The sequence below is a fragment of the Streptomyces sp. BRA346 genome (assembly GCF_052851135.1).
Window position 1 is genome coordinate 64,730 of sequence record NZ_JAIWIH010000024.1, and the last position, 24,094, is coordinate 88,823.

23 protein-coding genes, 1 tRNA gene and 1 pseudogene are annotated in these 24,094 nt (G+C 71.5%); 13 read left to right on the top strand and 12 right to left on the bottom strand.

The features are described 5' to 3' along the window. Window positions 1-46: 46 nt before the first annotated feature. The 3 genes from LCH29_RS26965 (at window position 47) to gap (ending at window position 2,443) form a co-directional block, all read left to right on the top strand. Window positions 47-133 (top strand) — tRNA-Ser (locus LCH29_RS26965). 247 nt (window positions 134-380) lie between these two features. Next, complete coding sequence (locus LCH29_RS26970) at window positions 381-1,337, top strand: GlxA family transcriptional regulator (RefSeq protein WP_446464312.1); 957 nt, start codon at window positions 381-383, stop codon at window positions 1,335-1,337. Window positions 1,338-1,444: 107 nt separating this feature from the next. Beyond that, window positions 1,445-2,443, top strand: coding sequence for a type I glyceraldehyde-3-phosphate dehydrogenase (gene gap / locus LCH29_RS26975; protein WP_446464313.1), 999 nt, complete (start codon window positions 1,445-1,447; stop codon window positions 2,441-2,443). Between the two features lie 97 nt (window positions 2,444-2,540). Here the strand turns inward: gap and LCH29_RS26980 are convergent. Continuing rightward, window positions 2,541-3,011 (bottom strand): annotated as a pseudogene (locus LCH29_RS26980) (WYL domain-containing protein); the annotation flags it as partial. Between the two features lie 11 nt (window positions 3,012-3,022). Continuing rightward, complete coding sequence (locus tag LCH29_RS26985; protein WP_446464314.1) at window positions 3,023-3,622, bottom strand: helix-turn-helix domain-containing protein; 600 nt, start codon at window positions 3,620-3,622, stop codon at window positions 3,023-3,025. A gap of 46 nt (window positions 3,623-3,668) precedes the next feature. On the opposite strand from LCH29_RS26985, the gene LCH29_RS26990 reads away from it, so the two are divergent. Further along, window positions 3,669-4,232 (top strand): N-acetyltransferase family protein, encoded by a 564-nt coding sequence (locus LCH29_RS26990; RefSeq protein WP_446464315.1) that lies wholly within the window; start codon window positions 3,669-3,671, stop codon window positions 4,230-4,232. An 11-nt stretch (window positions 4,233-4,243) separates the two neighbouring features. Here the strand turns inward: LCH29_RS26990 and LCH29_RS26995 are convergent, their stop codons facing one another. After that, window positions 4,244-5,194: a phosphotransferase gene (locus LCH29_RS26995; protein WP_446464316.1), complete on the bottom strand. Its 951-nt coding sequence runs from the start codon at window positions 5,192-5,194 to the stop codon at window positions 4,244-4,246. A 143-nt stretch (window positions 5,195-5,337) separates the two neighbouring features. Between LCH29_RS26995 and LCH29_RS27000 the strand changes: the two genes are divergently transcribed. Beyond that, entirely contained in the window at window positions 5,338-5,577 is a 240-nt protein-coding gene (locus LCH29_RS27000; protein WP_446464317.1) for a DUF6411 family protein, read from the top strand. Between the two features lie 54 nt (window positions 5,578-5,631). Here the strand turns inward: LCH29_RS27000 and LCH29_RS27005 are convergent, their stop codons facing one another. From LCH29_RS27005 to LCH29_RS27015, 3 genes are all read right to left on the bottom strand, one after another. Next, the gene (locus LCH29_RS27005) at window positions 5,632-5,955 is read right to left on the bottom strand and encodes a hypothetical protein (protein WP_446464318.1); all 324 of its coding nucleotides are present in this window, start codon (window positions 5,953-5,955) and stop codon (window positions 5,632-5,634) included. Beyond that, complete coding sequence (locus tag LCH29_RS27010) at window positions 5,952-6,308, bottom strand: hypothetical protein (protein ID WP_446464319.1); 357 nt, start codon at window positions 6,306-6,308, stop codon at window positions 5,952-5,954. The genes LCH29_RS27005 and LCH29_RS27010 overlap by 4 nt, the downstream gene beginning before the upstream one ends. Window positions 6,309-6,378: 70 nt before the next feature. After that, entirely contained in the window at window positions 6,379-7,590 is a 1,212-nt protein-coding gene (locus LCH29_RS27015) for a DUF6777 domain-containing protein (protein WP_446464320.1), read from the bottom strand. Window positions 7,591-7,869: 279 nt separating this feature from the next. On the opposite strand from LCH29_RS27015, the gene LCH29_RS27020 reads away from it, so the two are divergent. Continuing rightward, a complete protein-coding gene (locus tag LCH29_RS27020; RefSeq protein WP_446464321.1) occupies window positions 7,870-8,736 on the top strand; it encodes a universal stress protein in 867 nt (288 codons plus the stop codon). A gap of 148 nt (window positions 8,737-8,884) precedes the next feature. On the opposite strand, the gene LCH29_RS27025 is transcribed toward LCH29_RS27020, so the two are convergent. Beyond that, window positions 8,885-9,910 (bottom strand): 6-phosphofructokinase, encoded by a 1,026-nt coding sequence (locus tag LCH29_RS27025; RefSeq protein ID WP_123104620.1) that lies wholly within the window; start codon window positions 9,908-9,910, stop codon window positions 8,885-8,887. Window positions 9,911-10,106: 196 nt separating this feature from the next. Between LCH29_RS27025 and LCH29_RS27030 the strand changes: the two genes are divergently transcribed. The 4 genes from LCH29_RS27030 (at window position 10,107) to LCH29_RS27045 (ending at window position 13,238) form a co-directional block, all read left to right on the top strand. Beyond that, window positions 10,107-10,271 carry a hypothetical protein gene (locus tag LCH29_RS27030; protein WP_009716632.1) on the top strand — a complete coding sequence of 55 codons (165 nt, stop codon included), beginning with the start codon at window positions 10,107-10,109 and terminating at the stop codon, window positions 10,269-10,271. A 184-nt stretch (window positions 10,272-10,455) separates the two neighbouring features. After that, entirely contained in the window at window positions 10,456-11,310 is an 855-nt protein-coding gene (locus LCH29_RS27035) for an RNA polymerase sigma factor SigF (RefSeq protein WP_446464322.1), read from the top strand. A 183-nt stretch (window positions 11,311-11,493) separates the two neighbouring features. Then, a complete protein-coding gene (locus LCH29_RS27040) occupies window positions 11,494-12,324 on the top strand; it encodes an RNA polymerase sigma factor SigF (protein WP_123104616.1) in 831 nt (276 codons plus the stop codon). A gap of 38 nt (window positions 12,325-12,362) precedes the next feature. Continuing rightward, on the top strand, window positions 12,363-13,238 hold the full coding sequence (locus LCH29_RS27045; RefSeq protein WP_446464323.1) for a hypothetical protein: 876 nt from the start codon (window positions 12,363-12,365) through the stop codon (window positions 13,236-13,238). A gap of 40 nt (window positions 13,239-13,278) precedes the next feature. Here LCH29_RS27045 and LCH29_RS27050 read toward each other — a convergent pair whose 3' ends face one another. Then, on the bottom strand, window positions 13,279-13,479 hold the full coding sequence (locus LCH29_RS27050; protein ID WP_446464324.1) for a hypothetical protein: 201 nt from the start codon (window positions 13,477-13,479) through the stop codon (window positions 13,279-13,281). Between the two features lie 199 nt (window positions 13,480-13,678). Between LCH29_RS27050 and LCH29_RS27055 the strand changes: the two genes are divergently transcribed. From LCH29_RS27055 to LCH29_RS27065, 3 genes are all read left to right on the top strand, one after another. Continuing rightward, on the top strand, window positions 13,679-14,164 hold the full coding sequence (locus tag LCH29_RS27055) for a MarR family winged helix-turn-helix transcriptional regulator (RefSeq protein ID WP_446464325.1): 486 nt from the start codon (window positions 13,679-13,681) through the stop codon (window positions 14,162-14,164). Window positions 14,165-14,172: 8 nt separating this feature from the next. Further along, window positions 14,173-16,788, top strand: coding sequence for an MFS transporter (locus LCH29_RS27060; RefSeq protein WP_446464326.1), 2,616 nt, complete (start codon window positions 14,173-14,175; stop codon window positions 16,786-16,788). Between the two features lie 188 nt (window positions 16,789-16,976). Then, window positions 16,977-17,831, top strand: coding sequence for a YceI family protein (locus LCH29_RS27065; RefSeq protein ID WP_446464327.1), 855 nt, complete (start codon window positions 16,977-16,979; stop codon window positions 17,829-17,831). Between the two features lie 35 nt (window positions 17,832-17,866). Here LCH29_RS27065 and LCH29_RS27070 read toward each other — a convergent pair whose 3' ends face one another. The 4 genes from LCH29_RS27070 to LCH29_RS27085 form a co-directional block, all read right to left on the bottom strand. Next, a complete protein-coding gene (locus tag LCH29_RS27070; protein WP_446464328.1) occupies window positions 17,867-18,652 on the bottom strand; it encodes a TetR/AcrR family transcriptional regulator in 786 nt (261 codons plus the stop codon). 77 nt (window positions 18,653-18,729) lie between these two features. After that, window positions 18,730-20,256 carry an MFS transporter gene (locus LCH29_RS27075; protein ID WP_446464329.1) on the bottom strand — a complete coding sequence of 509 codons (1,527 nt, stop codon included), beginning with the start codon at window positions 20,254-20,256 and terminating at the stop codon, window positions 18,730-18,732. Between the two features lie 181 nt (window positions 20,257-20,437). After that, entirely contained in the window at window positions 20,438-22,789 is a 2,352-nt protein-coding gene (locus LCH29_RS27080; protein WP_446464330.1) for an ArnT family glycosyltransferase, read from the bottom strand. Continuing rightward, window positions 22,786-24,084 carry a glycosyltransferase gene (locus tag LCH29_RS27085; RefSeq protein WP_446464331.1) on the bottom strand — a complete coding sequence of 433 codons (1,299 nt, stop codon included), beginning with the start codon at window positions 24,082-24,084 and terminating at the stop codon, window positions 22,786-22,788. The genes LCH29_RS27080 and LCH29_RS27085 overlap by 4 nt, the downstream gene beginning before the upstream one ends. Window positions 24,085-24,094 lie beyond the last annotated feature (10 nt).

Consider the following 24,094-nt stretch of genomic DNA (forward strand, 5'->3'; position numbering starts at 1 on the left):
GGAACCGATTTCGGATCTCGGCCCTTCGTCCGCTAGGCTCTGCCTCGGTAGCGTGTCCGAGCGGCCGAAGGAGCGCGCCTCGAAAGCGCGTGAGGGGGCAACTCCTCCGTGGGTTCAAATCCCACCGCTACCGCTCGAATCACCCCCCTGTCCTGCGGAAACGCAGGACAGGGGGGTGTTCTGCATGTGGGCGCGTCCAGGCATGCGGGCCCCGCATGGCCCCAACTGGCCTGCTGACGGCCGTCGATGACAAGACCCCCATGACTCAGAACGCGCGATCGCGGCGGATTGGTGCGGGATGAGGTCGAGGAAGGCGTGCAGCGCCCGCGTCGGCGGTCGGATGACGGTCGTGGCAGGGACGCCCCACGTAACCTCTTCCTGTGCCAGCCTCCCGCCTGCATCGCGTCGCCGTCCTCGTGCTCGAGGGTGCGAAGCCGCTCGATGTCGGCATTCCCGCTCAGGTGTTCACGACCCGCGCGAGCATGCCGTACGAGGTGCGGGTGTGCGGGGCGACCCCCGGTCTCGTGACCGGCGGCGATGGCCTGGCCTACGACGTCGCCCACGGCCTCGACGCGCTTGCGTGGGCCGACATCGTCTTCGTCCCCGGCTACCGGTTCCCGGACCGCGACGACCCGCCGCAGGCCGTCGTCGAGGCACTGATCGCCGCCCACGACCGGGGCGCGCGGCTCGCCGCCATCTCGACGGGTGCCTTCGCGCTCGCCGCCACGGGCCTGCTCGACGGCAGGCGCGCCACGACGCACTGGCACTACACGCGGGCACTCATGGCCAGGCATCCGCTCGTCCAGGTCGACGAGAACGTGCTGTTCGTCGACGAGGGCAGCGTGCTCACCTCGGCCGGCGCCGCCTCCGGCATCGACCTGTGCCTGCACATCCTGCGCGGCGACCTCGGAGTGGCCGCGTCCAACCACGCGGCCCGGCGCCTGGTTGCCGCCCCCTACCGCAGCGGCGGCCAGGCCCAGTACGTGCCGCGCAGCGTGCCCGAGCCGCTCGGCGAGCGGTTCGCCGCCACCCGCGAGTGGGCGCTGCACCGGCTCGGCGAACCCCTCACCCTCGACATACTGGCGCGGCAGGCCGGGGTCTCGCCGCGCACGTTCTCCCGGCGCTTCGTCGACGAGACCGGCTACACGCCGATGCAGTGGGTGATGCGCGCCCGCATCGACCTGGCCCGCGAACTGCTCGAGCGCTCGCAGCGCAGCGTCGAACAGATCGCCGCCGACGTCGGGCTCGGCACCGGCGCGAACCTGCGCCTGCACTTCCAGCGCATCCTCGGCACCACACCGGGCGAGTACCGTCGCACCTTCACCCGGGGCGAGTGACCCGCCCGGCGCCGCGTGGCGGGATCCTTTTGAACCGTGGCGATCCCGCCACTGTCAGCGGCGCCGGCCGCGGGCGAGCCTGGTGGCGAACGGAAGGGACATCACTCATGACTCGCATCGCCATCAACGGATTCGGCCGCATCGGACGCAATGTGCTGCGCGCACTGCTGGAGCGCGACAGCGCCCTCGAGATCGTCGCCGTCAACGACCTGACGGAGCCCGCCACTCTCGCCCGGCTGCTCGCCTACGACAGCACGGCCGGCCGGCTCGGGCGCCCGGTGACCGTCGACGGGGACGCCCTCGTCGTCGACGGCCGTCGGATCACGGTGCTGGCCGAGCGCGAACCGGCGCAGCTGCCGTGGGCCGAACTCGGCGTCGACCTCGTCCTGGAAGCCACCGGCCGCTTCACCTCGGCCAAGGCGGCCCGCGCCCACCTCGACGCGGGCGCGAAGAAGGTACTCGTCGGCGCGCCGTCGGACGGCGCCGACGTCACGCTCGCGTTCGGGGTCAACACCGATGCCTACGACCCGGCCGTGCACACGATCGTCTCGAACGCCTCCTGCACCACCAACGCGCTCGCGCCGCTGGCCAAGGTGCTCGACGAACTCGCCGGTATCGAGCACGGGTTCATGACGACGGTGCACGCCTACACGCAGGAGCAGAACCTCCAGGACGGTCCGCACCGCGACGCCCGTCGCGCCCGCGCCGCCGGTGTCAACATCGTGCCCACCACGACCGGCGCCGCCAAGGCGATCGGCCTGGTGCTGCCGAACCTCGACGGCAAGCTGTCGGGCGACTCGATCCGCGTACCGGTGCCGGTGGGCTCGATCGTCGAACTCAACACGACCGTCGCCCGCGACGTGTCGCGCGACGACGTGCTGGCGGCGTACCGCGCGGCAGCGGAGGGGCCGCTCGCCGGAGTCCTGGAGTACTCGGACGACCCGCTCGTGTCGTCCGACATCACGGGCAACCCCGCCTCGTCGATCTTCGACTCGGCCCTCACCCGCGTCGACGGCCGCCACGTCAAGGTGGTCGCGTGGTACGACAACGAGTGGGGCTTCTCGAACCGCGTGATCGACACGCTCGAGTTCCTCGCCACCCGCTGACCGGACGCCGGGGGCACCCCGCCTCCGGCGACCGCGCCGACCAGACCCCATGACCTGCGAAAACGCAGGGGCGGGGGGCCGCAGAAGGCGACGAGTCTCAGGATGACACTCCGTAGCGGGTGGCGATCGCGGCGTCGCGGTCGCGCAGGGAGTCGCGCAACCACTGCGGGGCCAGGGCCTCTGCGTCCGTGCCGAGGTGCCACAGCGCCCATTCGGCATGTCTCGAACCTTGGAAGGTCACCTCCAGCCGCAACAGGCCGTCTGCGTCGGCTTCCTCGGCGAGGACGGGTCGCTGAGCCGGTTCGGCGAGTTCCTCGGCGGCCAGGACCCGGGACAGCCGGAGGTACGGTCCGGGCCGGACCTCGTGGCCAGCAAGTAGCCCTTGTCTAGTACCGTGACCAGGCCGATCGGGTCCACCGTGCGCCACTTCGGGGTCTGGTCCACACGGCCGCGGTGGCCCGATAGCTCTCGGGCAGCGCGTCAACCACCTTGCGCATGGCCGAAGCGCCGGGCCGAGGCCGAACGCCTGCGCGCCGCGCCGCGATCCGGCAACCAGCAGAGCAAGTGCGAACCCGATGCTCAACGGCCACCAGGCGTGGCTGGACGGGCTGGTCCGCGCCGCGTCCGGGGGCGCATGATCAGCGCGGCGACGTGGTACGTGCACGGCGCGTCCGAGGGGTTGGCGTAGGCGTGCGTGACGTCGGCGGCGAAGTACGCGGAGTCGCCCGCGCCGAGGTCCACCGCGCCGTCCGCCACGGTCAGCCGCAGGGTTCCCGATTCCACGGCGATGAACTCATGGGAGCCGGGGGCGTACGCGGGGAACCGGCCCGCGTCACAGCCGGGCGGCAGGGTGGTGCGGATCCATTCGAAGTTCACGCCGGGCACCACCGGGGTGAGTATGGTCCGCCGCCACCCTCCGGGCTCTTCGACGGCGTCCTGGTCGGCGGCCCGGCGCACGATGAGCCCGTGGTCGTCCGGCCGGGCGACCAGTTCAGAGAGGGGGACACCGAGTCCGTCGGCGATGCGGGCGAGGACGACGACGGTGGGCGCCTTCTGGCCGCGCTCGACCGAGGACAGCATGCTCACGCTCACCTCGGCCGCGTCGGCCAGTTGCTGGAGGGTCAGGCCCCGGTCGTGCCGAAGCCCCTGGATACAGCTGCCCATTGCCACGAGGTCCATTACACTATCGTAGCGATCAATTTTTCTATAGTGAAATGAGTCGTGTATGTCCCTCCCCGGAACGGCCATCCGACCGGCGGGCCACGCCGATCTGAAAGCCGTGGCCGACATCTACACGCACTACGTCCGCCACAGCGTGATCACCTTCGACGAGACGCCCCGCTCCGCCGCCGACTGGGAGCAACTGCGCGGCGATCTCACCGTCCGGGGCCTGCCCTTCCTGGTCGCCGAACGGTCCGGCGAGGTCGCCGGGTTCGCGTACGCAGCTCCGTGGCGCCCCAAGCCCGCCTACCGGTACACGGTGGAGGACACGATCTACCTCGCCCCCGACGCCACCGGCCGGGGGCTGGGCAGCGCCCTGCTGGACCGCCTGATCGCCGAGGCCGGACGGGCCGGGAAGCGGACGATGATCGCGGTCATCGCGGACACCGGCGGCGACGACACCGGCAGTGACGCCTCGACGGCGCTGCACCGGCGCTTCGGCTTCACCGACGCCGGGCGGCTGACCGCCGTCGGCCACAAACACGGCCGGTGGGTCGACACGGCGCTCCTCCAGCGGCCCTTGTCCGCGCCGGAGCCCGTGCTGGAGCCCGCGCCGGAGCCCGGATGAGCCGTCCGCGATCAGCCTGCGTGGCCCCCGGCGAACGGCATCGTCCGCCACTGGTCGACGGCCGGTGTCACGTACTCCACCAGCGCGGGCAGTTGCGGCGCGAGCGCGAGGCACGCGATGGCCCGCAGCATGCCCACGGCGTTCACGTAGGCCAGGACGTCCTGGTTCAGCCTCCTCATGCCGTTGCGCCGCGCGCCGCGGTTGTAGGCGGATTCGAGGTCGGGCCCGAGGGCGGCGAGGTCCCACTCGACGGGGCCTAATGTGACGAGCTCGAAGTCGGCGTAGCGGTCCCCGTCCACCCCGGAGAAGATGTTCGCGGGCGGCGAGTCGCCGTGGATGGGCTGGAGTTCGACCCCGGGGAACGCCTTCTCGAAGGCCGCGCGGGAGCGCGTGAGGGGTTCCAGCACCTGCCACTCGCGGCGTGCGCGGTCCAGATCGGCCGGACCGATCAGGTCGGGGTGCTTTTCGAGCAAAGCGAGGCTTTCCACGATGAACTGCGGTTCGGCCGCGGACAGAAACGACAGTCGGCCCGGGTAGGCGCGCATCGCGGCGTGCAGGTCGGCAACGCTTTCGGAGTTCGCCGCGTAGTCGGGTTCCTTGTTCCGGTCTTCCTCGACGAACTGCCAGAACGTCATCGAGAACCCGTCACGCCGCACGGGCTCCCGCGGCACCAGCGGGCTCGGCGGGATCACGGGGGTCCCCTGGTCCGCCAGCCACCGGGTGACGTCCAGTTCCGTCTGCTGGCGGCGCGCCTGCGAGTCGAGGTCCGCGGAGTGCGGCAGGACCGTGGGGACCCGGACCACCACCGGGGACGGCGCGAGGTGGACGACGACGGAGAACAGGTCGTGGAGCACCGCGGCATCGGTGACGGTGAGTCCGAGATCCCGCCCCGCCCCGACAGCGGCGTCGACTGCGGCGGAGGTGCGGCGGGCGATGTGCGCTGCTGTCATGAATTCGGTCATCGCTCGATCGTTCCACGTCGTTGAGTGACGCGGAAAGTCAATTCCCGTGCAGGGCCGCGGAATACGGGCGGGATACGGCAGGCGGCATGCTGTCGGGCGGGGTGGGTACTCGGCACCAACACCCCACAGAGGAGTGCTACGCCATGATTTTCGCCATCGTCGGGATCTGCGTCGTTCTGGCCGTGCTGGCCTTCCTCGTCCCGCGCCTGTCCCGCCACCCCGAACGCGGTACCCAGCGCACCCTGGGCGTCGGATCACGCGCGGGCAACAAGGCCCCCGGCATTCTGGGCCGGATCCTCAGCAAGCCGTTCCGCAGCAGCTCCAAGGCAGTTGGCCGCAGCGGCTCCGCGGGCCGCCGCGCCCGGGGCCGCATGCCGTTCTAGACGGCTCCGACTCCGGCTCCGGCTCCGGACGGCCACGCCGCGGCGAACGCCGCCTCATCCTGACCACAGACCGCGGTCCTTGAGGTGGTTTACGCATTCCTCCGGCACCGCCACGTCCCTCGCGATGACTCTGCCCTGGTACGCAGGGGCCCCGGACGGCTTGAGCGCTTCCTGCTGCTTGCGCTTGGCCTCGGCGCGCTCTCGCTCGATGTCGTCGCCGATCCTCCGGCAGTCGACGGTGTAGGGGGCCGTCGGCGTCGGCTCCCCGGTGGGGGACTCCGGCTGGGCCGTGTACGGCTCGTCATTGAGCGCGGCGGTGGCGGCCATACCGGCCAGGCACAACCCCGCCCGGGCGACGACGATCCCCCGGCGATTCACGCGCCGGACGGGGGCGTGGGGGCGGCGTCCAGCTTCTCCAGGACCCCCTGGAGCCAGCCACGGGCCTTGCCCGTGTTCAGCGCGAAGCGCGCGTGGGAGAGCGGCCGGGTCAGGGGGTTCCGGCGGTGGGCACGGGCCGCCTTCTCCGCAGCCCTGATGGCCTTGACGGCGAAGGAGAGCCGCAGCTGGAGGTTCTCCGGCTCCGGGATGTCGACCAGTTCCGCAGCGCAGGCGACGACCTTGTCCGCGGCGCCCTCCAGTTCGTCGGCGGCCCGGCGGATCCTGGAGGGTTCGTCGAAGGTCGTCATCAGGTCGTGGACCTCGCGTAAGGCGGCTGTGGCTTCTGAAGACATGCGCACAGCATGCCGCAACCGGACGGAGGAGCCGTCCCGGGCCGGGACGGCTCCTCCGTGTGCGGCCCCGTTACTGCTGGGGCGGGGGTTGCTGCGGCGGGGGTTGCTGAGGCGGAGGCGGTGGGGGCGGTTGCTGCGGAGGCGGAGGGGGCTGGGGTTGCTGCTGCTGGTTCTGCTGGTTCGGGTCCGTCGGCTGCTGCGGCGGGGGCTGCTGCTGTGGGGGCTGCTGTCCCGGGTCGGACGGCGGCTGTTGCTGCCCCGGGTCGGACGGCGGCTGGTTGGGCGGCGGCGGGGGCTGCTGCTGGGCCGGGTCCGACGGCTGCTGACCGGGATCCGAGGGCTGCTGCCCCGGATCCGAGGGCTGCTGCCCCGGGTCCGTGGGCTGCTCGGACGGGTCCGCCGACGTGGTCTCGGACGGACGGATGGTCTCCAGGCCCAGGGGCGAGTGGCGCTTGATCCTCTTCGGCGCCTCCGCCAGGTTCGGGGCGTTCTGCTCGCCCGGCATCGCCAGGTACTTGGGGTAGTGGGCCGGGGAGATCACCGCGTCCCGCGCCTTCTTGCCCTTGGCGTCACCGATCACTCGCCGGAACAGCTCCGACTTGCCGATCGTCACCACGGTGATCCGCTTGACCGCGTCCGGGGCGGGGCGGATGACGGTGACCGCGTTCCGGGAGAAGCCGGACCACTCGGGGCCGGTGAACGTCGGCTCGGCGTTCTTCTTCGGGGCCGCCGCCCTGATGGGGTTGCCGGAGGCGCACTTCACGACCGGCATGCCCCGCCGGTCGACGAGCACGGCGGTGCCCGCCTGGAGAACGGTGGCCGCGGGTTTCACCCGGCCCTGGTAGCCGTACGTCCTGGCGTAGGTGTCCGACCGCAGGACGACGCCGGAGAGCCGGTGGACGTAGGCCCGTATGCGCTCCGGCCGGATGTGCTGGACCCGGGCCCAGGCGGCGGCCTTCTTCGGGGTCGCCTTGAGGTCGCGGATCAGCTCCTGCCGGTCACAGGGCTTCCGGCCCGGGGCCCCGGAGTAGAGCCCGGGGGTGTCGCCCTGGAAGGCCCGGCCCCCGTTGGAGGGCGAGACCACATGTCTGCGGTCGTGGCCGACGGCCTGCGTGAACGCCGGTACCGAGGTCTTCCCGACCGGTTCCCGGCGGTATTCCACCGCCGCGGCCCGCCCGGAGGGGGTGACCGTCCCCAGGACCGCCACGGCGGACACGACGGCGACGGATCCGGCGGCAAGTCCTGAACGGCGCGAGGTGAGATGCCATGAGATCGAGCGCATGTCCGTTTCCCTTCCCTCGCCCCCATCCTGCGCTCGCCCCGCCTGGCGCCGCGTCCCCCGAAGTCCCGGTATCCGCCCCCACCTTCGGGGGACGTGACCGGCGCCCCCCATCCGCGGGACCCGGCGGTACGCAGAACCGCCCCCGGTCCGGTGGCCCGGACCGGGGGCGGCCGCTGCCCCTCGCGGTTCTGTGGAGAGGACTCTCCGAACATCGCGGATAAATCCCTCGTATCTAGACTAAACGCAAAAGCCCATCCGCGCTCCGGGAGGGAGAAGGCGATGACCGGCCCTGTCGTCGCGGGCGTCGACGGCTCAGAGCGCAGCCTGGTGGCGGCCGAGTGGGCCGCGCGGGAGGCGCTGCGCCGCGGGGCCGGGCTGCGGCTGGCGCACGCGTGCCCCCCGCTGCCCCGCCGGGTCTCCCCGGTGCCCGGATGGACCGCCTGGCAGCACGTGGGCGAACAGATGCTGCAACGGACGACCGACGCGTTCATGGGCCGCCACCCCGGCCTCCACGTCGAGGGGGTGCACACCGACACCGAGCCCGAGCAGGCCCTGCTCGCGGCCGCGGCGGACGCCGAACTGCTGGTCGTCGGGGCGCGCGGCTGGGGCGGCTTCGACGGCCTCGCGGTCGGCTCGGTGGCGCTGCACGTGGCGGCCACCGCGGACTGCCCCGTCGTGACGGTGCCCGACCCGGCGGCGCGGGCGCCGGACGCGGACGAGGTGGTGGCCGGCTTCACCGGGCACGCCCCGGCGGACGAGACGATCGGCTTCGCCTTCCGCGCCGCCCGGGAGCGGGATGCCCTGCTGCGGGTCGTGCACGCGTGGGCGCTGCCCCCGGCGTCGCCCTCCGCCTGGATGCTGACCGCGCTGGAGGAGGACCGCGGCCTGTGGGAGGACCAGGAGAGCCAGGTGGTCTCCGACGCCCTGCGGTGGTGGCGGGAGAAGTACCCGCAGGTCGCGGTGGTGCCGGATGTGGTGCTGCTGGGCCCGGCGCAGGCGCTGGTGCGGGCGTCCGAGCGGGCCCGGCTGCTGGTCGTCGGGCGCCGCACCAGCCCGCGGGTGGCCGAGCGCCGCCTCGGTCCGGTCGCGCACGCGGTGCTGCACCACGCGCACTGCCCGGTGGTCGTCGTACCGCACCCCGCCTGACCGCGGACCTACGCCCTCACCTCCCCGTCACCCCCTCTCGGCCCGGCTCCCACCAGCCCTCTCAGCCCATGTCGGCCCAGCCCCCTCAGCCCTTCACAGCCCATGTCGGCCCAGCCCCCGTCACCCCATCTCCGATCCCCCACCCCCCTCAGCCGAAGAACACGCCGAACTCGGCGTAGAGCGCGGGGTCGACGGTCCTGATCCCGGCCGCGGCCTCGGCGAGCGGTACGCGCACGATGTCCGTACCGCGCAGCGCGACCATGACGCCGAACTCCCGCTCCTTCACCGCGTCGACCGCGCGCAGCCCGAAGCGGGTGGCCAGCCAGCGGTCGAAGGCGCTGGGCGTACCGCCGCGCTGGATGTGCCCGAGCACGGTGGTGCGGGCCTCCTTACCGGTGCGGTCGGCTATCTCCCGGGCGAGCCATTCCCCGACGCCGGACAGCCGCACATGGCCGAACTCGTCCAGCGCCGAGTCCTTGACCACCATCTGACCCTCCTTCGGCACGGCCCCCTCCGCCACCACCACGATCGGCGCGTACCTGATCTTGAAGCGGTTCTCCACCCAGCCGCAGACCTGGTCGACGTCGAAGGGCTGCTCGGGGATGAGGATGACGTTGGCGCCGCCCGCGATGCCCGAGTACAGGGCGATCCAGCCCGCGTGGCGGCCCATCACCTCGACGACCAGGGTGCGGGTGTGGGACTCGGCGGTGGTGTGCAGCCGGTCGATGGCCTCGGTGGCGATGTTGACCGCGGTGTCGAAGCCGAAGGTGCTGTCGGTGCCCGCGACGTCGTTGTCGATGGTCTTGGGCACGCCGACCACGCGGATCCCCTCGTCCGCGAGGGCCGCGGCGACCCCGAGCGTGTCCTCGCCACCGATGGCGATCAGCGCGTCCACATCGAAGTCGGCGAGCGTCTCCCGGACCCGGTGCACCCCGTCCTCGCTCGCCAGCGGATTGGTGCGGGAGGAGCCCAGGATGGTCCCGCCGCGGGGCAGGATGCCGCGCACGGCCGGCACGTCCAGCGGCACGATCCCGCCGTCGAGGGCGCCGCGCCAGCCGTCCCGCACGCCGACGAAGTCGAAGCCGTGCACCTCGACGCCCTTGCGGACGATGCCGCGGATCGCCGCGTTCAGCCCAGGGCAGTCGCCACCACCCGTCAGCACACCCACCCGCATCTCCGCCTCCCTCCACGGCCTTCGATGCCCGCCCCTCTCCAGAGTCCACCCATCGTCGCCCGGGCGCCCACTCCACGGAGTCCGCACCTGTGGATCACCTGCCAGATGATCGGACTGATAAGACTGATGTTTGTGCGGTGTGGATAGACTCCGCCGCGATGACCTCAGGGGACACGGCGGGAGAGGCAGTACGAAGATGGCCCAAGCGAAGAAAATCGCGCTCTACATGCTGATCGTCTTCGTGCTGTACACGATCATCCAAACCCCGGCGCGAGCGGCCGATCTCGTCCAGGTGGGGTTCGAGGGCATATCGGAGGCCGCGAAGAGCGTCGGTGAGTTCATGAGCGAACTCGTCAACTGACCGGCCACCCGGGGTCAGCACCCGGGTGATCACCGGCTCCGCCTTCCGAGTACCGACGGAAGCACCTGTCCCACTATGGGGCAATTTCGCCACCAACACGTAGTAAAGCGGTGCTTGCACACAGTGCACATGTCTTGTGATGCTATGACCGCTTTGCCGGGTGAGTACATCGTGAAGGGGTGGCGTGACCGTGTCGGCCCGTACCGCGCCCAGAACCCCGCCCCGAGGCGATGGCGGCACAGGTGACGGCGGCAGCGAGAGCGGCAGAAGCCGCGGGGCTGACGCCAGAGCCCTCACCCAGGTGCTCTTCGCCGAGCTGTCCGGCCTCACCCCCGGCACCCCCGAGCACAACCGGGTGCGCGATGCGCTGATCGAGGCCAATCTGCCGCTGGTCCGCTACGCCGCCGCCCGCTTCCGCAGCCGCAACGAGCCCATGGAGGACGTGATCCAGGTCGGCACGATCGGCCTGATCAACGCGATCGACCGGTTCGACCCGGACCGCGGCGTCCAGTTCCCCACCTTCGCGATGCCGACCGTCGTCGGCGAGATCAAGCGCTACTTCCGCGACAACGTCCGCACCGTGCACGTACCGCGTCGGCTGCACGAGCTGTGGGTGCAGGTCAACGGCGCGACCGAGGACCTGACCGTGCTGCACGGCCGCTCACCCACCACCGCCGAGATCGCCGAGCGGCTGGGGCTGGGCGAGGACGAGGTGCTGGCCTGCATCGAGGCCGGGCGCTCGTACCACGCCACCTCGCTGGAGGCCGCCCAGGAGGGCGACGGACTGCCGGGACTGGTCGACCGGCTCGGCTACGAGGACCCGGCGCTCGCCGGAGTCGAGCACCGCGACTTGGTGCGCCATCTCCTCGTACAGCTGCCCGAGCGCGAGCAGCGTATTCTTTTGCTCCGTTACTACAGCAATCTGACTCAATCTCAGATCAGCGCCGAACTGGGTGTCTCACAGATGCATGTGTCCCGGCTGCTGTCCCGCAGCTTCGCCAGGCTGAGATCCGCAAATCGGATCGAACCGTCATCGTGACGAGGGACCCCCGTCCCGCCCCTTCGGCGCTGTAATGTCGACATGGCGCTACAGCGTGTTGCCGACATGTGACATTCTGCTGGAGTCGCGTTTGCCGCGGCCCGACCTCCGGTATTCAGGGGAAGGCTGCGCTTGAACGCGGAGAGCGCAACTGGGATCCGTCCGCGACCTCAAGGGGGTGGCATGTCCGTAGAACTGGGCAGCTCGAAGGTGCTCACCAACGACGCACCGCACGTGCTTGACGACTGCGACGCCATCGACACCCGCACCCTCTCCCGCTCCCTGTTCCTGCGGCTTGCCGCACTCGACCGGGACAGCGAGGAAGCCGGCTATGTACGTGACACGCTCATCGAGCTGAACCTTCCGCTGGTGCGCTACGCGGCGGCCCGGTTCCGCAGCCGCAACGAGCCCATGGAGGACATCGTCCAGGTCGGCACGATCGGTCTGATCAAGGCCATCGACCGTTTCGACTGCGAACGCGGGGTGGAATTCCCGACCTTCGCGATGCCGACCGTCGTCGGCGAGATCAAGCGCTTCTTCCGCGACACCAGCTGGTCGGTGCGCGTGCCGCGGCGGCTTCAGGAGCTGCGGCTGGCGCTGACGAAGGCCAGCGACGAGCTGTCCCAGAGCCTCGACCGCTCCCCGACCGTCACCGAGCTGGCCACGGCACTCGGCGTCTCCGAGGAGGACGTGGTCGACGGGCTCGCGGTGGGCAATGCCTACACCGCGTCCTCGCTGGACTCCCCCTCCCCGGAGGACGAGGGCGGCGAGGGCTCGCTGGCCGACCGGCTCGGGTACGAGGACAGCGCCCTGGAGGGCGTGGAGTACCGCGAGTCGCTGAAGCCGCTGCTCGCCAAACTGCCCCCGCGCGAGCGCCAGATCATCATGCTCCGCTTCTTCGCCAACATGACGCAGTCCCAGATCGGCGAGGAGGTCGGGATCTCCCAGATGCACGTCTCCCGGCTGCTCACCCGGACCCTGGCCCAGCTGCGCGAGGGCCTCATCGCGGACTGACCCTGTACTCCTGACGGGCCGTCAGCCACACTGGCCCGATGCGACCCGCAGGGAGCCGGACGAGCCGGACAACCGGCCGCCGAGGCACGGCGATCGCCTCCTCGGCGGCCGCGCTGTGCCTGGGCGCACTGCTCACCGGCTGCGCCGGAGGCGGCGAGGGCCATGTCGCGACCGGGGCGGCCGGGCCCGGTGACGGGCGGGCCCCGACGAAGGCCGTCCCTCCGGAGGGCGGCGTCGACCTGGTGCCGCTGGACCAGGGCGACGACCCCGGCGCGCGCGGCCGTACGGACGGCAGGAGCGGGCCGGGCGGGACCCCGGGGACGGCCGGTACGGACGCGAGCGGTTCCCCCACCGCCGGGTCCACCACCGGGTCCGGCGCGGAGACCGATACGCCCGCGCCCTCGGCGTCATCGCGGCCCCCGGACACCGGCTCACCGGATGCGGACGACCGGAGCAGCGGCGGCGCCCCGGGGGACGGACGCACGAACGACGAGCCCGCCCCCTCGTCCCCGCCCGGCACCACGTCGCCCTCGCCCTCCACGCCCGGGAAACCGGCCGCCCTGAAGGTCGGCGGCCCCGAGCGCACGGCGACCGACGAGCGCTGGTGCGAGAAGGTGAGCGTCGAGTTCCGCAACACCGGTGGACTGCCCGTCATATCGGGCACGGTGACGCTGTCGACGCACGTCATCGACGCGCTCGGCCTCGACTGGGCGACGCTGGAGTCGAAGAGGAAGCTGCCCGCGCCGATCGGCGCGGGTCAGAAGCGCACGCGGAGCTGGAAGGTGTGTGTGGACGCCTGGCGGGTTCCGCTGGGCATGCACATCGAGACCCGGGACGTCTCCGTCGACTGGAAGCCGTGGAAGCCCCCGAAGCCGCCGAAGCCCCGGGAGTCCGGGACACCAGAGGTGTCGTGAGTACCTGGCGGGGGACCCGATGCCTGGCGGGCCCGATGGATCAGCCCAGCGCCAGCCAGGCCACCGCCGCGACGATGACGATCGCGGCGACCACGCCGGCGATCACGCCGAACCGCGAGCCGCCGCTCGCGGAGGCGGCCGTCTGCGGCTGCCGTCCGCCCTCGTCGACGAACGCGCGGAACATCTGGGTGGAGCCGGCCTGATCCTGGTTGCCGTTGGGGCTCTGGGGGTTGTTCGCCATGGGCCCAGACCCTAGCGAACGAGCGGATTCCCGCCCACCCCTGGGTCACTCCAGGCACCTCACATCTCAGTGACCCCATTTGACCGATAAGAGGACAAGCCTTTAAGGGGAATTTACCACCCAACCCACCCTGTCATTTGCCTGTAGCAACTAACTTCTTCTATGGTTGCCTAAAGCAACCTAAAGTCCAGGAGGTGCGATGGCAGCGCAGAGTCAGTACGAAGAGCTGGCCCGTCAGCTCAGCGCCATCGGCACCGTCAAGCGCGGCCTGGGCCGCTCCCTCCCGGCCGACTGCCCGGCCGGATCGGCCGTCGTCCTCATGCTCCTCGAGCGCTACGGCGAGATGCGCATGAGCAAACTCGCCGAGCTGCTCGGCATCGACATGTCGGTCACCAGTCGCCATGTGGCCCATGTCGCCGATCGCGGCTGGGTGGACCGCAAGCCCGATCCGCTCGACCGGCGCTCGCGGCTGCTGAGCATCAACGCGAGCGGATTGGAGCTGCTCAGTCAGGTATCCGAGCGCTACACGGAGGCGCTCGCACGCTGTCTGAGCGACTGGTCGGACGACGACGTCGGCCGCCTCAATGAACTTCTCGCCCGGCTGCGGACGAGCTTCGGTGACACCCGGCACCGGCTCCTGCCGCACCAGGCGGACAGCACCACCCGTACACCTTCGCAAAGTTAAGGACATACATGGCAACGACCACACCGGACGGCGGTGTGCGGGGACCCGCGGGGCACCCCGCCCACGCCAAGCAGGGCGGAGGAGGACACCGCGGCCCCCACGGCCACGGTGCCGACGCCGCGGCACCGATGACCCACCGGCAGATCATGGAGGCGCTGTCCGGGCTGCTGCTCGGGATGTTCGTCGCGATCCTGTCGTCGACGATCGTCTCTGCCGCGCTACCCGAGATCATCGCTGACCTCAACGGCAGCCAGTCCTCCTACACCTGGGTGGTCACCGCAACCCTGCTGGCCATGACGGCCACCACCCCGCTGTGGGGCAAGCTCGCCGACCTCTTCAGCAAGAAGCTGCTGGTCCAGATAGCCCTGGTGATCTACGTCGCGGGCTCGGTGGTCGCCGGTCTGTCGCAGAACCCCGGCATGCTGATCGCCTGCCGGGTGGTTCAGGGCATCGGCGTCGGCGGACTCTCCGCCCTCGCCCAGATCGTCATGGCCGCGATGATCTCCCCGCGCGAGCGCGGCCGCTACAGCGGCTACCTCGGCGCGACCTTCGCCGTCGCGACCGTCGGCGGTCCGCTGCTGGGCGGCGTGATCACGGACACCGACTGGCTGGGCTGGCGCTGGTGCTTCTACGTGGGCGTCCCGTTCGCCGTCATCGCACTGATCGTGCTCCAGAAGACCCTGAAGCTCCCGGTCGTCAAGCGGGACGTCAAGGTCGACTGGGGCGGCGCCTTCTTCATCAGCGCCGCGGTATCGCTGCTGCTCATCTGGGTGACCTTCGCCGGTGACAAGTACGACTGGCTCTCCTGGCAGACCTACACGATGGTCGGCGGCTCGCTCGTGCTCGGCCTGCTCTTCATCCTGGTCGAGTCCAAGGCGAGCGAACCGATCATTCCGCTGCGGCTGTTCCGCAACAAGACGATCACCCTCGCCTCGCTGGCTTCCCTCTTCGTCGGTATCGCGATGTTCACCGGCACCGTCTTCTTCAGCCAGTACTTCCAGCTGGCGCGCGGCAAGACGCCGACGATGTCCGGCCTCATGACCATCCCGATGATCGGCGGCCTGTTCGTCTCCTCGACCATCTCCGGTCAGATCATCACCAAGACCGGTCGCTGGAAGGCATGGCTGGTCTGCGGCGGCGCGCTGGTGACGGCGGGCCTCGGGCTGCTGGGCACCATCCGGTACGACACCCCGTACTGGCGCATGTCGATCTTCATGGCTCTCATGGGCCTCGGCATCGGCATGATGATGCAGAACCTGGTGCTGGCCACCCAGAACCAGGTGGCTCCGCAGGACCTCGGTGCGGCCAGCTCCGTCGTCACCTTCTTCCGCTCCCTGGGCGGCGCGATCGGCGTCTCGGCGCTCGGCGCCGTGCTGGCCAACCGGGTCACCCACTACGTCAAGGACGGCCTCGCCGAACTGGGCCCCAAGGGCCGGGCGATGGGCCACGGCGGCACCGGCGGCGGGGGCATCCCCGATGTGAAGGCACTGCCGGAGCCCATGCGCACGATCATGGAGAGCGCCTACGGGCACGGCATCGGGGACGTCTTCCTGTACGCCGCGCCGACCGCGCTGCTCGCCTTCCTGCTGACCCTCTTCATCAAGGAGGTCGCGCTGCGTACCCACGCCAACTCCGCTCCCGACGCGCAAGCGCCCGCCGCGGCCGCCGAGTCGGCGCCCGCCCCCGCGGACGCCGTGACCGGCCCCGACCGGACCGAGGAGCCGGAGCCCGCCCTGGTGGGCGCCCCGTCCGCCGATCTGTCCGCCTCGGACGCCGACCGCGCGACGGCCGCCGCGGTCGCCCCGCAGCGCCTCGCGGCGTTCGCCTCGGCCGGTGACGGCGGGGCCGGGCACCAGCCCCGGCAGGGCGTGCACGGCTTCGTGCGGAACGGGGACGGCGGCGCCGTGCCGCGCGCCGCGGTGACGCTGATCTCGCTCGCCGGGCGGCAGCTCGGCCGTTCCGTGGCGCACAGCGACGGCTCGTACGCCCTGGACGCCCCGGGCTCCGGCTCGTACGTGCTGATCGCGGCCGCCGACGGACACCAGCCGCAGGCGTCCACGGTCGTCGTCGGCGACGAGCCGCTCGGCTTCGACATCGTGCTGGCGGCCACCAGCGGGCTCGTGGGCACCGTGCGCGGCGCCGACGACGGGCAGCCGGTGGACGCGGCGATGGTCGTGGTCACCGACGTCCGCGGCGAGGTGCTGGCCACCGGCAAGACCGGTGAGCGGGGCGAGTTCAGCTTCGAGGAACTGGTCGCCGGGACCTTCACGGTCGCGGTGAACGCGCCCGGCCACCGGCCCGCCGCGCTCCCCGTCGAGGTCGGCTCCCAGGGCCTGACCCGGCTGGAGATCGCGCTCCAGGCCGGCGCCCGGGTGCAGGGCACCATACGGGCCGGGGCCGACCGCCGCCCGCTGCCGGACGCGCGGGTCACGCTGGTCGACGCGGCCGGGAACGTGGTCGCCACCGCCACCACCGGGGAGGACGGCGCGTACGCCTTCACCGACCTGGACGCGGGCGACTACACGGTCATCGCGAGCGGCTACCCGCCGGTCGCGGGCAACCTCACGGTCGCCGGGCACGGGATCGACGGACACGACGTCGAACTCGCCCACCCCGGCGACTGAGAACCCCGGGGCGGGGGCGTGCGCAGAGCGGAGACGCGCCCCCGCCCCGGTCCGGGCGGCACGCATTCCGCCGGACCCGGAACCCGGAGCCGGGCAGCGGTGTACATCAGGCAGGGGACGGCCTCACACCGCTGCCCGGTCCGGGCGCGGAAGACCCAGCAGCACGGGAGCAGGAGACGACGCACGGCATGACGACGACTGGGGCAGGAGCAGGCGGGGGAGCGGGGCTGCGAGCCCGGATCCTCACCCGCGACGGATGGGCGGTGCAGCACGCGGTGCTGACCGTCACCGATATGACGGGCGGGCAGGTGCTGCGCGCCCAGGCCACCGAGGACGGTTCGGTGCGCAGCCAGGAGCCGCTGCCGCCCGGTCCGTACACGATCATCGCCACGGCAGTGGGCTACGCACCGGTGGCGTCGACGGCCATCGTCACCACGGCCGGGCGCGCCGACGTGGGCACGGTGGTGCTGGCCCGGCAGGGCGGGGTGGAGCTGCCGCCGCCCGGGGCGTGGACGCTGGATCCCGCGCATTCGACGGTGGGGGCCGTCGCACAGCACCTGGGGATCTCCAGCGTGCACGGGCGGTTCACGGACTTCGGCGGACAGATCGAGATCGCCGAGGACATCGAGAAGTCGCGGGTCGAGGCGGTGATCCAGGCGGCCAGCATCGACACCGGAAACACGATGCGGGACGGCCATCTGAAGTCGCCCGACTTCCTGAACGTGGAGCAGTTCCCGGTCCTCACCTACCAGAGCACGCATCTGAGCGCGGCCGGACCGGACCGGTGGACGGTGCACGGTGAGCTGTCCATGCACGGTGTGGTGCGGGACGTGGACCTGGATCTGACGTATCTGGGCACGGGCCCCGACCCCTGGGGCGGGGTGCGGGCGGCCTTCCGGGCGACCGCGGAGCTGCGCCGCGAGGACTTCGCGATGAACTACAACCAGGTGGTCGCGGCGGGCATCGCGGCGATCGGTACCACCCTGCGGGTGGAACTTGACATACAGGCGGTCCAGGGCGAGGAGCTTCCGGCGGCGGCATGACCGCCGCGCCGCCCGCTCGTGGGTGCGGGTGCGGGCTAGGGGGCATCCCGCAGGGCCTCGATGCCCGCGATCGCGAAGTCCAGCGCGATGGTGAACTCCCGATTGCGCATCTCCTCGACGGTCTGCCCGCGGCTCGCTTCCATGGTCTTGCGCGATTCGTCGAACTCCGGGCGCTCCTCGACCGAGCTCATCACCTCGTCCAGCAGCTCGTCCTGGGTGACGCCCAGTGTCCGGCAGAGGGCGGAGAAGCGGCCCTCGATGGTGCTGAAGCCGTAGACGAACTGGTAGACGAGGGAGAGCGCACTGGTGATCTTGTCGTCCGGGAGCCCGCTGTTGCGCATCACCCGCTGCGCGGCGTTGGAGAAGGCCATCGCGTTCGGCCCGATGTTGAAGTACTCCCCCAGCAGCGGGGACAGCCAGGGGTGGCGCACCAGCAACTGGCGGTATTCGGAGGTGAGTTGGCGCAGCTGATCGCGCCAGTCCCGGGGCTCGGTGGGCAGGTGTTCCAGCTGCTCGGCGGGCTGGACGGCCTCCGCGGGGAGGGCCATCTCTCCCATGACGGCGTCGAGGGCGAGTTCGAGCAGATGGTCCTTGGTCTCCACGTACCAGTAGACCGACATGGCGGTGACCCCCAGATCCGCCGCCAGCCGGCGCATGGAGAAGCCCGCGAGCCCCTCGGCGTCCAGCAGCCGGACGGTCGCCGCGATGATCTTCACATGGTCGAGACCGACCGGCTGCTGATCGCCCTTGCGTTTGGGGGCCTTGCGCTCGGAGAGCCAGACGCTGGACCGTGGGCGGGTGACACGGCTGCCGGTTGCCATGGCGGCTCTCCTTCTTCGCTGCGCTGCTGCCGCGTCTCAGGCGGACACGATGCGCGACGGGTCATACAGGTCCGATGCTATGCCGCGGACGGCGTCTGTGAAGATCGCTCGGCACGACGCAGCAGCAGCGCGGCCAGCACCCCACCGGCGAGCACGGCCGCCGCGCCGACCAGCTGGCTGGTCTCCACCCCGGAGGCGAAGGCGTCCCTGACGGCCGCCCGGTCCTCGGGGGTGCGGGCCGCGGCGACGGCGGCCGGGAGCGAGCCCGCTCCGGCGGCGGCCGCGGGCAGCAGCGAGCCGAAGCGGGAGTTCAGCACCGCGCCCAGGACCGCGACGCCGAGCCCGTTGCCGCATTCGGTGAGGGTGCCGTTGACCCCCGCGCCCACCCCGGCCTTCTCCGGCGGGATGGCCGACATGATGGCGTTCGCCATCGCGGGCATGGCGAACGCGATACCGGACCCCATCACGACCAGGCCCAGCAGCATCCCGCCGTAGCCGTCCGCGCCGAGGACCGCGATGAGTGCGAGGCCGAGCGCGAGCAGCCCCATGCCGGTGACGATCATCAGCGGCGTGCCGAGCTTCGGCAGCAGCCGGGCCCCGACACCGGTGAGGTTCAGGGCCACGATCACCAGGGCGAGCGGCGCGGTGCGCAGCCCCGCGTCCAGCGCGTCGTAGCCGAGCACGAACTGAAGGTGCTGGGTGAGCAGGAAGAGCGAACCGCCCATGCCGAACGCGACGAGGATGCCGCCCGCGACGGCGCCCACGAAGGAGCGGTTACGGAAGAAGTGCATGTCCAGCATCGGATAGGGGATATGACGTTCCCACAGCGCGAACCCGGTCAGCACGGCGACGCCGACGAAGGCGGACAGCAGCACCCGGGTCGAGGTCCAGCCGTGCTCGGGCCCGGCGATGATGGCGAACACCACCCCGGTCATGCCGACCGTGGAGAGCAGCGCGCCGAGCAGATCGGGCCGGTCGCCGGTCGGGTTCTTGGACTCGGGAACGAGCCAGACCACGGCGGCGAGGCCGAGCAGGGCGACCGGGAGGTTGATGAGGAAGATCGAGCCCCACCAGAAGTGCTCCAGCAGACCGCCGCCGATGAGCGGTCCGGCGGCGAAGCCGAGCGAGCTGACCGCGCCCCACACGCCGATCGCCCTGGTCCGCTCGGTGTCGTCGAAGATCTGCACCACGACGGCGAGCGTCGTGGTCATGAGCAGCGCGCCACCGACGCCCATCCCGGCGCGGGCGGCGATGAGCTGACCGGCCCCCTGCGCCATCGACGCGACCAGCGAGCCAACCCCGAACAGGGCGAGCCCCGCGACCAGCATCTTCTTGCGGCCGTAGCGGTCGGCGGCGCTGCCCGCGCTGAGCAGCAGTCCGGACTGGACCAGCGAATAGGCGTTGATCATCCACTGGATGTCGGCGGTGGTCGCGTCCATCTCCCGGGCGAGGGAGGGGACCGCCACGTTGAGGATCGTGTTGTCCAGCAGCACCGTGAGCTGGGCGAGGCAGATCACCGCGAGGATCAGCCAGCGCTGGGGATGACCACCGGAGGTGGCGCCGGGTGGGGCGGCCGGTCCGGTATCGGCGGTCGAGGCCGTCATGGGCACTCCAGGGAGACGTGTGTACGGTGCATGGCTACGCGTTTGGCTTACACCGTACAAGTGCCACTGTACGCCGTACAGCGAATTTCCGCGCCCGCGCGTCCCCGTGCGTCCATACGGGTACGGGCCGGTGGCCGCGGGGGAACGCGGCCGCCGGCCCGTACGGACGGGGCTGAAGGCGTCAGCTGGAGGACTTCTTCTGCGTCAGGTCGTAGAGCGTGGTGCTGCCCACGGTGACCTTCTTGTAGTTCGCCTCGACCCAGGTGGTGATCTTGGAGGAGGTGCCGTTGCTCCCACCGCCCGGGCCGCCGCCCATACCGGTGCCCGAGGAGAGGAAGTAGTGGATCTTCCCCTGCTTCACGTACTCCTTGAACTGGGCGAGGGTCGGCGACGGGTCGCTGCCGTTGAAGCCGCCGATGGCCATCACCGGGTCCTGGGTGGCGAGCTGGTAGCTCGCGGCGTTCTGCGAGCCGATGGCCGCCGCGACCCAGGTGTAGTCGTCGGCGTCCTTCTCCAGCTTCGCCTTCACCTTGGCGTTGACCTGCTGGCCGTTGAGCAGCCCGCCCATGCCACCGCCGCCCATGCCGCGTCGGCCGCCTTCGCCCGTACCGCCGGGCATCATGCCCTGCTGACCGTTCCGGCCCTGGTTCTGGCCGTTGCCCTGGCCCTGCTGACCCTGGCCCTGACCTGGCCGACCCTGGGCATTGCCGTTGCCGTTGGCGTTGCCGTTGGCGTTGCCGTTCTGCTGCTGGCCGCCGCCCGGGAAGCCGCCGCCGGGACCACCGCCCGGCATGCCCTGCCGGCCCTGGCCCGGCTGGCCTTGCTGACCCTGGCCCTGACCCTGCTGGCCGCCCTGCATCCCCGGCGGGCCGCCCATGCGCCCGCCGCCGGGACGGCCACCGCCCGGACCGCCGCCGGGGCCGCCCATGCCGCCCGACACCGTGGGACCGGCCGTGATGATCGAGCCGCTCTTCGGCGTCTCCACCGTGTTCAGCGTGTACGCCACCGGCCCGGCCAGCGCCGCCGCGAGACCGAGCGCGGCCACGCCCAGCGCGAGCGTCCGTCCCAGCCGTGCCGCGAACAGCAGCCCGACCGCGGCCGTCAGCCCGGCGATCAGCACCACCCAGCGCAGCCACGGGTGCCAGTCCGCGGACCGGCCCAGCAGCACGTACGACCAGGAGGCCGTGACCGCGGCGGTGACGGCGAGCACCACCGAGGCCGTCGTACCGACGCGGCCCTCGGCCTGCCCCCGCCGCTCCCACAGCATCGTCGCGCCCATGCCCACGATCGCCGCGATGTACGGCGCGAGGGCGATGTTGTAGTACTGGTGGAAGATCCCGGACATGAAGCTGAACGTCGCGAACGTGATCAGCAGCGCCCCGCCCCAGACCAGGAACGCCGCGCGCCGGGTGTCCGTCCGCTTGGCCCGCCAGGTCAGCCACAGCCCCGCCACCAGCAGGATGAACGCCGCGGGCAGCAGCCAGGCGATCTGACCGCCCATGTCGGAGCCGAAGAGCCGGTCGATACCGGTCTCGCCCCACATCCCGCCGCCGCCACCGCCGCCCCGGCCACCGCCGCCGACGCTACCGGTCTCGTTGCCGTTGATCCGGCCCAGGCCGTTGTAGCCGAAGGTCAGCTCCAGGAAGCTGTTGTTCTGCGAGCCGCCGATGTACGGCCGGGACGACGCGGGCCACAGCTCGACGATCGCGACCCACCAGCCGCCGGAGACCACCATCGCGAGCCCCGCGAGCAGCAGTTGCCCGATCCGCCGACCGAGCTTCGCCGGGGCGCACACCGCGTACACCACGGCGAGCGGCGGCAGGATCAGCCACGCCTGGAGCGTCTTGGTGAGGAAGCCGAGGCCGAAGCAGATCCCGGCCAGCACCAGCCACTTCGTCCGGGCGTCCTCCAGCGCGCGCAGCACGCAGTAGACGGCCGCGACCATGAGCAGGCACAGCAGCGCGTCGGGGTTGTTGAAGCGGAACATCAGCGCCGCGACCGGGGTCACCGCGAGCACGCCGCCCGCGATAAGCCCGGCGGCCGCGCTGAACCGGCGGCGTACGGCCGCGTAGAGCACGCCGACCGTCGCGACGCCCATCAGCGCCTCGGGGACGAGGATCGCCCACGACGACAGGCCGAAGATGCGCACCGAGAGGGCCATCGGCCACAGCGCGGCCGGGGGCTTGTCGACGGTGATGGAGTTCGCGGCGTCCGAGGAGCCGAAGAAGAACGCCTTCCAGCTTTCGCTGCCCGCCTGCACGGCGGCCGAGTAGAACTGGTTCGCGTAGCCGGACGCGCCCAGGCTCCACAGGTAGAGGACGGTGGTCACGGCGAGCAGGGCCCACAGCGCGGGCCGCGCCCAGCGGGGGTCCTCCGGACGGCCCCGCCACGCCCGCGCCAGGCGCGAGCCGCCGGGAGCTGCGGGAACAGGAGACGCGGCGGGAGCAGGAGGGGCAGCGGGAGCAACGTGGGGAGGGGCCGCGGGAAGGGGCGGCGGACCGGCGTCCCGGGGGCCGTGGTCGTAGGTCGTCATCGGTTGGTCCTCGGGTCGTGGTCGGTGATGGCCCCGCTGTCCGACGGGAAGACCCAGGCCCGGAAGAGCAGGAAGCGCAGTACGGTCGCGGCGAGGTTGGCCGCGATGAGCACGGCCAGTTCGGTGCCGTGCGAAGGGGAGCCGGGGGCGCTGTCGAGGGCGGCCAGGGAGCCGCTGGTCAGCACGAGGCCGATGCCGAAGACGACCAGCCCCTGGGCCTGGTGGCGGATCGCCCGGTCCCGGCCGCGTACGCCGAAGGTGAGCCTCCGGTTGGCCGCGGTGTTGCCGAGCGCGGACAGCAGCAGCGCCAGCGCGTTGGCCACCTGGGGGCCCGTACCGAGCCGGAAGAGCGTGTACAGGGCCAGATACACCAGCGTGGACAGCCCGCCCACCACGCAGAACCCGACGAGCTGGCGGGCCAGTCCGCCCGGCACGCCGCTCAGTTCCCGGTCGCGCGGATCGTCACCGAACGGGCGGCGCAGCCGGTCCAGCGGGAGCGCGCCGGTGGCCAGCGCGCGCCCCACCCGCCAGACGCCCTTCAGGTCGTCGGTGGCCGTCTTCACGATGTGCACGGTGCTGTTCGGGTCGTCGACCCAGTCCACCGGCACCTCGTGGATGCGCAGCCCCGCCCGCTCGGCCAGCACCAGCATCTCCGTGTCGAAGAACCACCCGGTGTCCTCGACCATCGGCAGCAGCCGCTCCGCGACGTCCTTGCGGATCGCCTTGAAGCCGCACTGGGCGTCGGAGAAGCGGGCGGCCAGGCTGCCCCGCAGGATCAGGTTGTACGCGCGCGAGATGAACTCCCGCTTGGTGCCGCGTACGACGCGCGAACTGCGTGACAGCCGCGACCCGATCGCCAGGTCCGAGTGGCCGGAGATCAGCGGGGCCACCAGCGGCAGCAGCGCGTTGAGGTCGGTGGACAGATCGACGTCCATGTAGGCGAGCACCGGCGCCTCGGACAGCGTCCACACGGTGCGCAGCGCCCGCCCGCGGCCCTTCTGCTCCAGCCGGACCGCCGTCACCTCCTCGACGGTGTCGTCCAGGTAGGCCGCCACATGGGGCGTGCGGTCCGTACTGGCGTTGTCCGCGATGGTGATCCGGAATCGGTAGGGAAAGGTCCGCGTCAGATGGTCGTGGAGCCGTCGCACACACCGCTCGAGGTCCGCCTCCTCGTTGTAGACGGGGATCACGACGTCGAGCACCGGGCGGCTGCGGTCGACCACGATGTGCCGGCGCGCGGGCAGGGTCTGAAGGGGTGTCTCGGGCGGCGCCTCGAGAGGGGTGTCGATTCGCATGGAACGACAT

Coding starts and splice junctions, on each gene's coding strand:
- LCH29_RS27030 (WP_009716632.1), top strand. CDS start 10,107: ATGGCCCAAGCGAAGAAAATCGCGCTCTACATGCTGATCGTCTTCGTG.
- LCH29_RS26985 (WP_446464314.1), bottom strand. CDS start 3,622: ATGGACCTCGTGGCAATGGGCAGCTGTATCCAGGGGCTTCGGCACGAC.
- LCH29_RS27010 (WP_446464319.1), bottom strand. CDS start 6,308: ATGTCTTCAGAAGCCACAGCCGCCTTACGCGAGGTCCACGACCTGATG.
- LCH29_RS27065 (WP_446464327.1), top strand. CDS start 16,977: ATGACGACGACTGGGGCAGGAGCAGGCGGGGGAGCGGGGCTGCGAGCC.
- LCH29_RS27040 (WP_123104616.1), top strand. CDS start 11,494: ATGTCCGTAGAACTGGGCAGCTCGAAGGTGCTCACCAACGACGCACCG.
- gap (WP_446464313.1), top strand. CDS start 1,445: ATGACTCGCATCGCCATCAACGGATTCGGCCGCATCGGACGCAATGTG.
- LCH29_RS27075 (WP_446464329.1), bottom strand. CDS start 20,256: ATGACGGCCTCGACCGCCGATACCGGACCGGCCGCCCCACCCGGCGCC.
- LCH29_RS26990 (WP_446464315.1), top strand. CDS start 3,669: ATGTCCCTCCCCGGAACGGCCATCCGACCGGCGGGCCACGCCGATCTG.
- LCH29_RS27055 (WP_446464325.1), top strand. CDS start 13,679: ATGGCAGCGCAGAGTCAGTACGAAGAGCTGGCCCGTCAGCTCAGCGCC.
- LCH29_RS27045 (WP_446464323.1), top strand. CDS start 12,363: ATGCGACCCGCAGGGAGCCGGACGAGCCGGACAACCGGCCGCCGAGGC.
- LCH29_RS27000 (WP_446464317.1), top strand. CDS start 5,338: ATGATTTTCGCCATCGTCGGGATCTGCGTCGTTCTGGCCGTGCTGGCC.
- LCH29_RS27070 (WP_446464328.1), bottom strand. CDS start 18,652: ATGGCAACCGGCAGCCGTGTCACCCGCCCACGGTCCAGCGTCTGGCTC.
- LCH29_RS27015 (WP_446464320.1), bottom strand. CDS start 7,590: ATGCGCTCGATCTCATGGCATCTCACCTCGCGCCGTTCAGGACTTGCC.
- LCH29_RS27025 (WP_123104620.1), bottom strand. CDS start 9,910: ATGCGGGTGGGTGTGCTGACGGGTGGTGGCGACTGCCCTGGGCTGAAC.
- LCH29_RS27085 (WP_446464331.1), bottom strand. CDS start 24,084: ATGCGAATCGACACCCCTCTCGAGGCGCCGCCCGAGACACCCCTTCAG.
- LCH29_RS27050 (WP_446464324.1), bottom strand. CDS start 13,479: ATGGCGAACAACCCCCAGAGCCCCAACGGCAACCAGGATCAGGCCGGC.
- LCH29_RS27020 (WP_446464321.1), top strand. CDS start 7,870: ATGACCGGCCCTGTCGTCGCGGGCGTCGACGGCTCAGAGCGCAGCCTG.
- LCH29_RS26995 (WP_446464316.1), bottom strand. CDS start 5,194: ATGACCGAATTCATGACAGCAGCGCACATCGCCCGCCGCACCTCCGCC.
- LCH29_RS27060 (WP_446464326.1), top strand. CDS start 14,173: ATGGCAACGACCACACCGGACGGCGGTGTGCGGGGACCCGCGGGGCAC.
- LCH29_RS27080 (WP_446464330.1), bottom strand. CDS start 22,789: ATGACGACCTACGACCACGGCCCCCGGGACGCCGGTCCGCCGCCCCTT.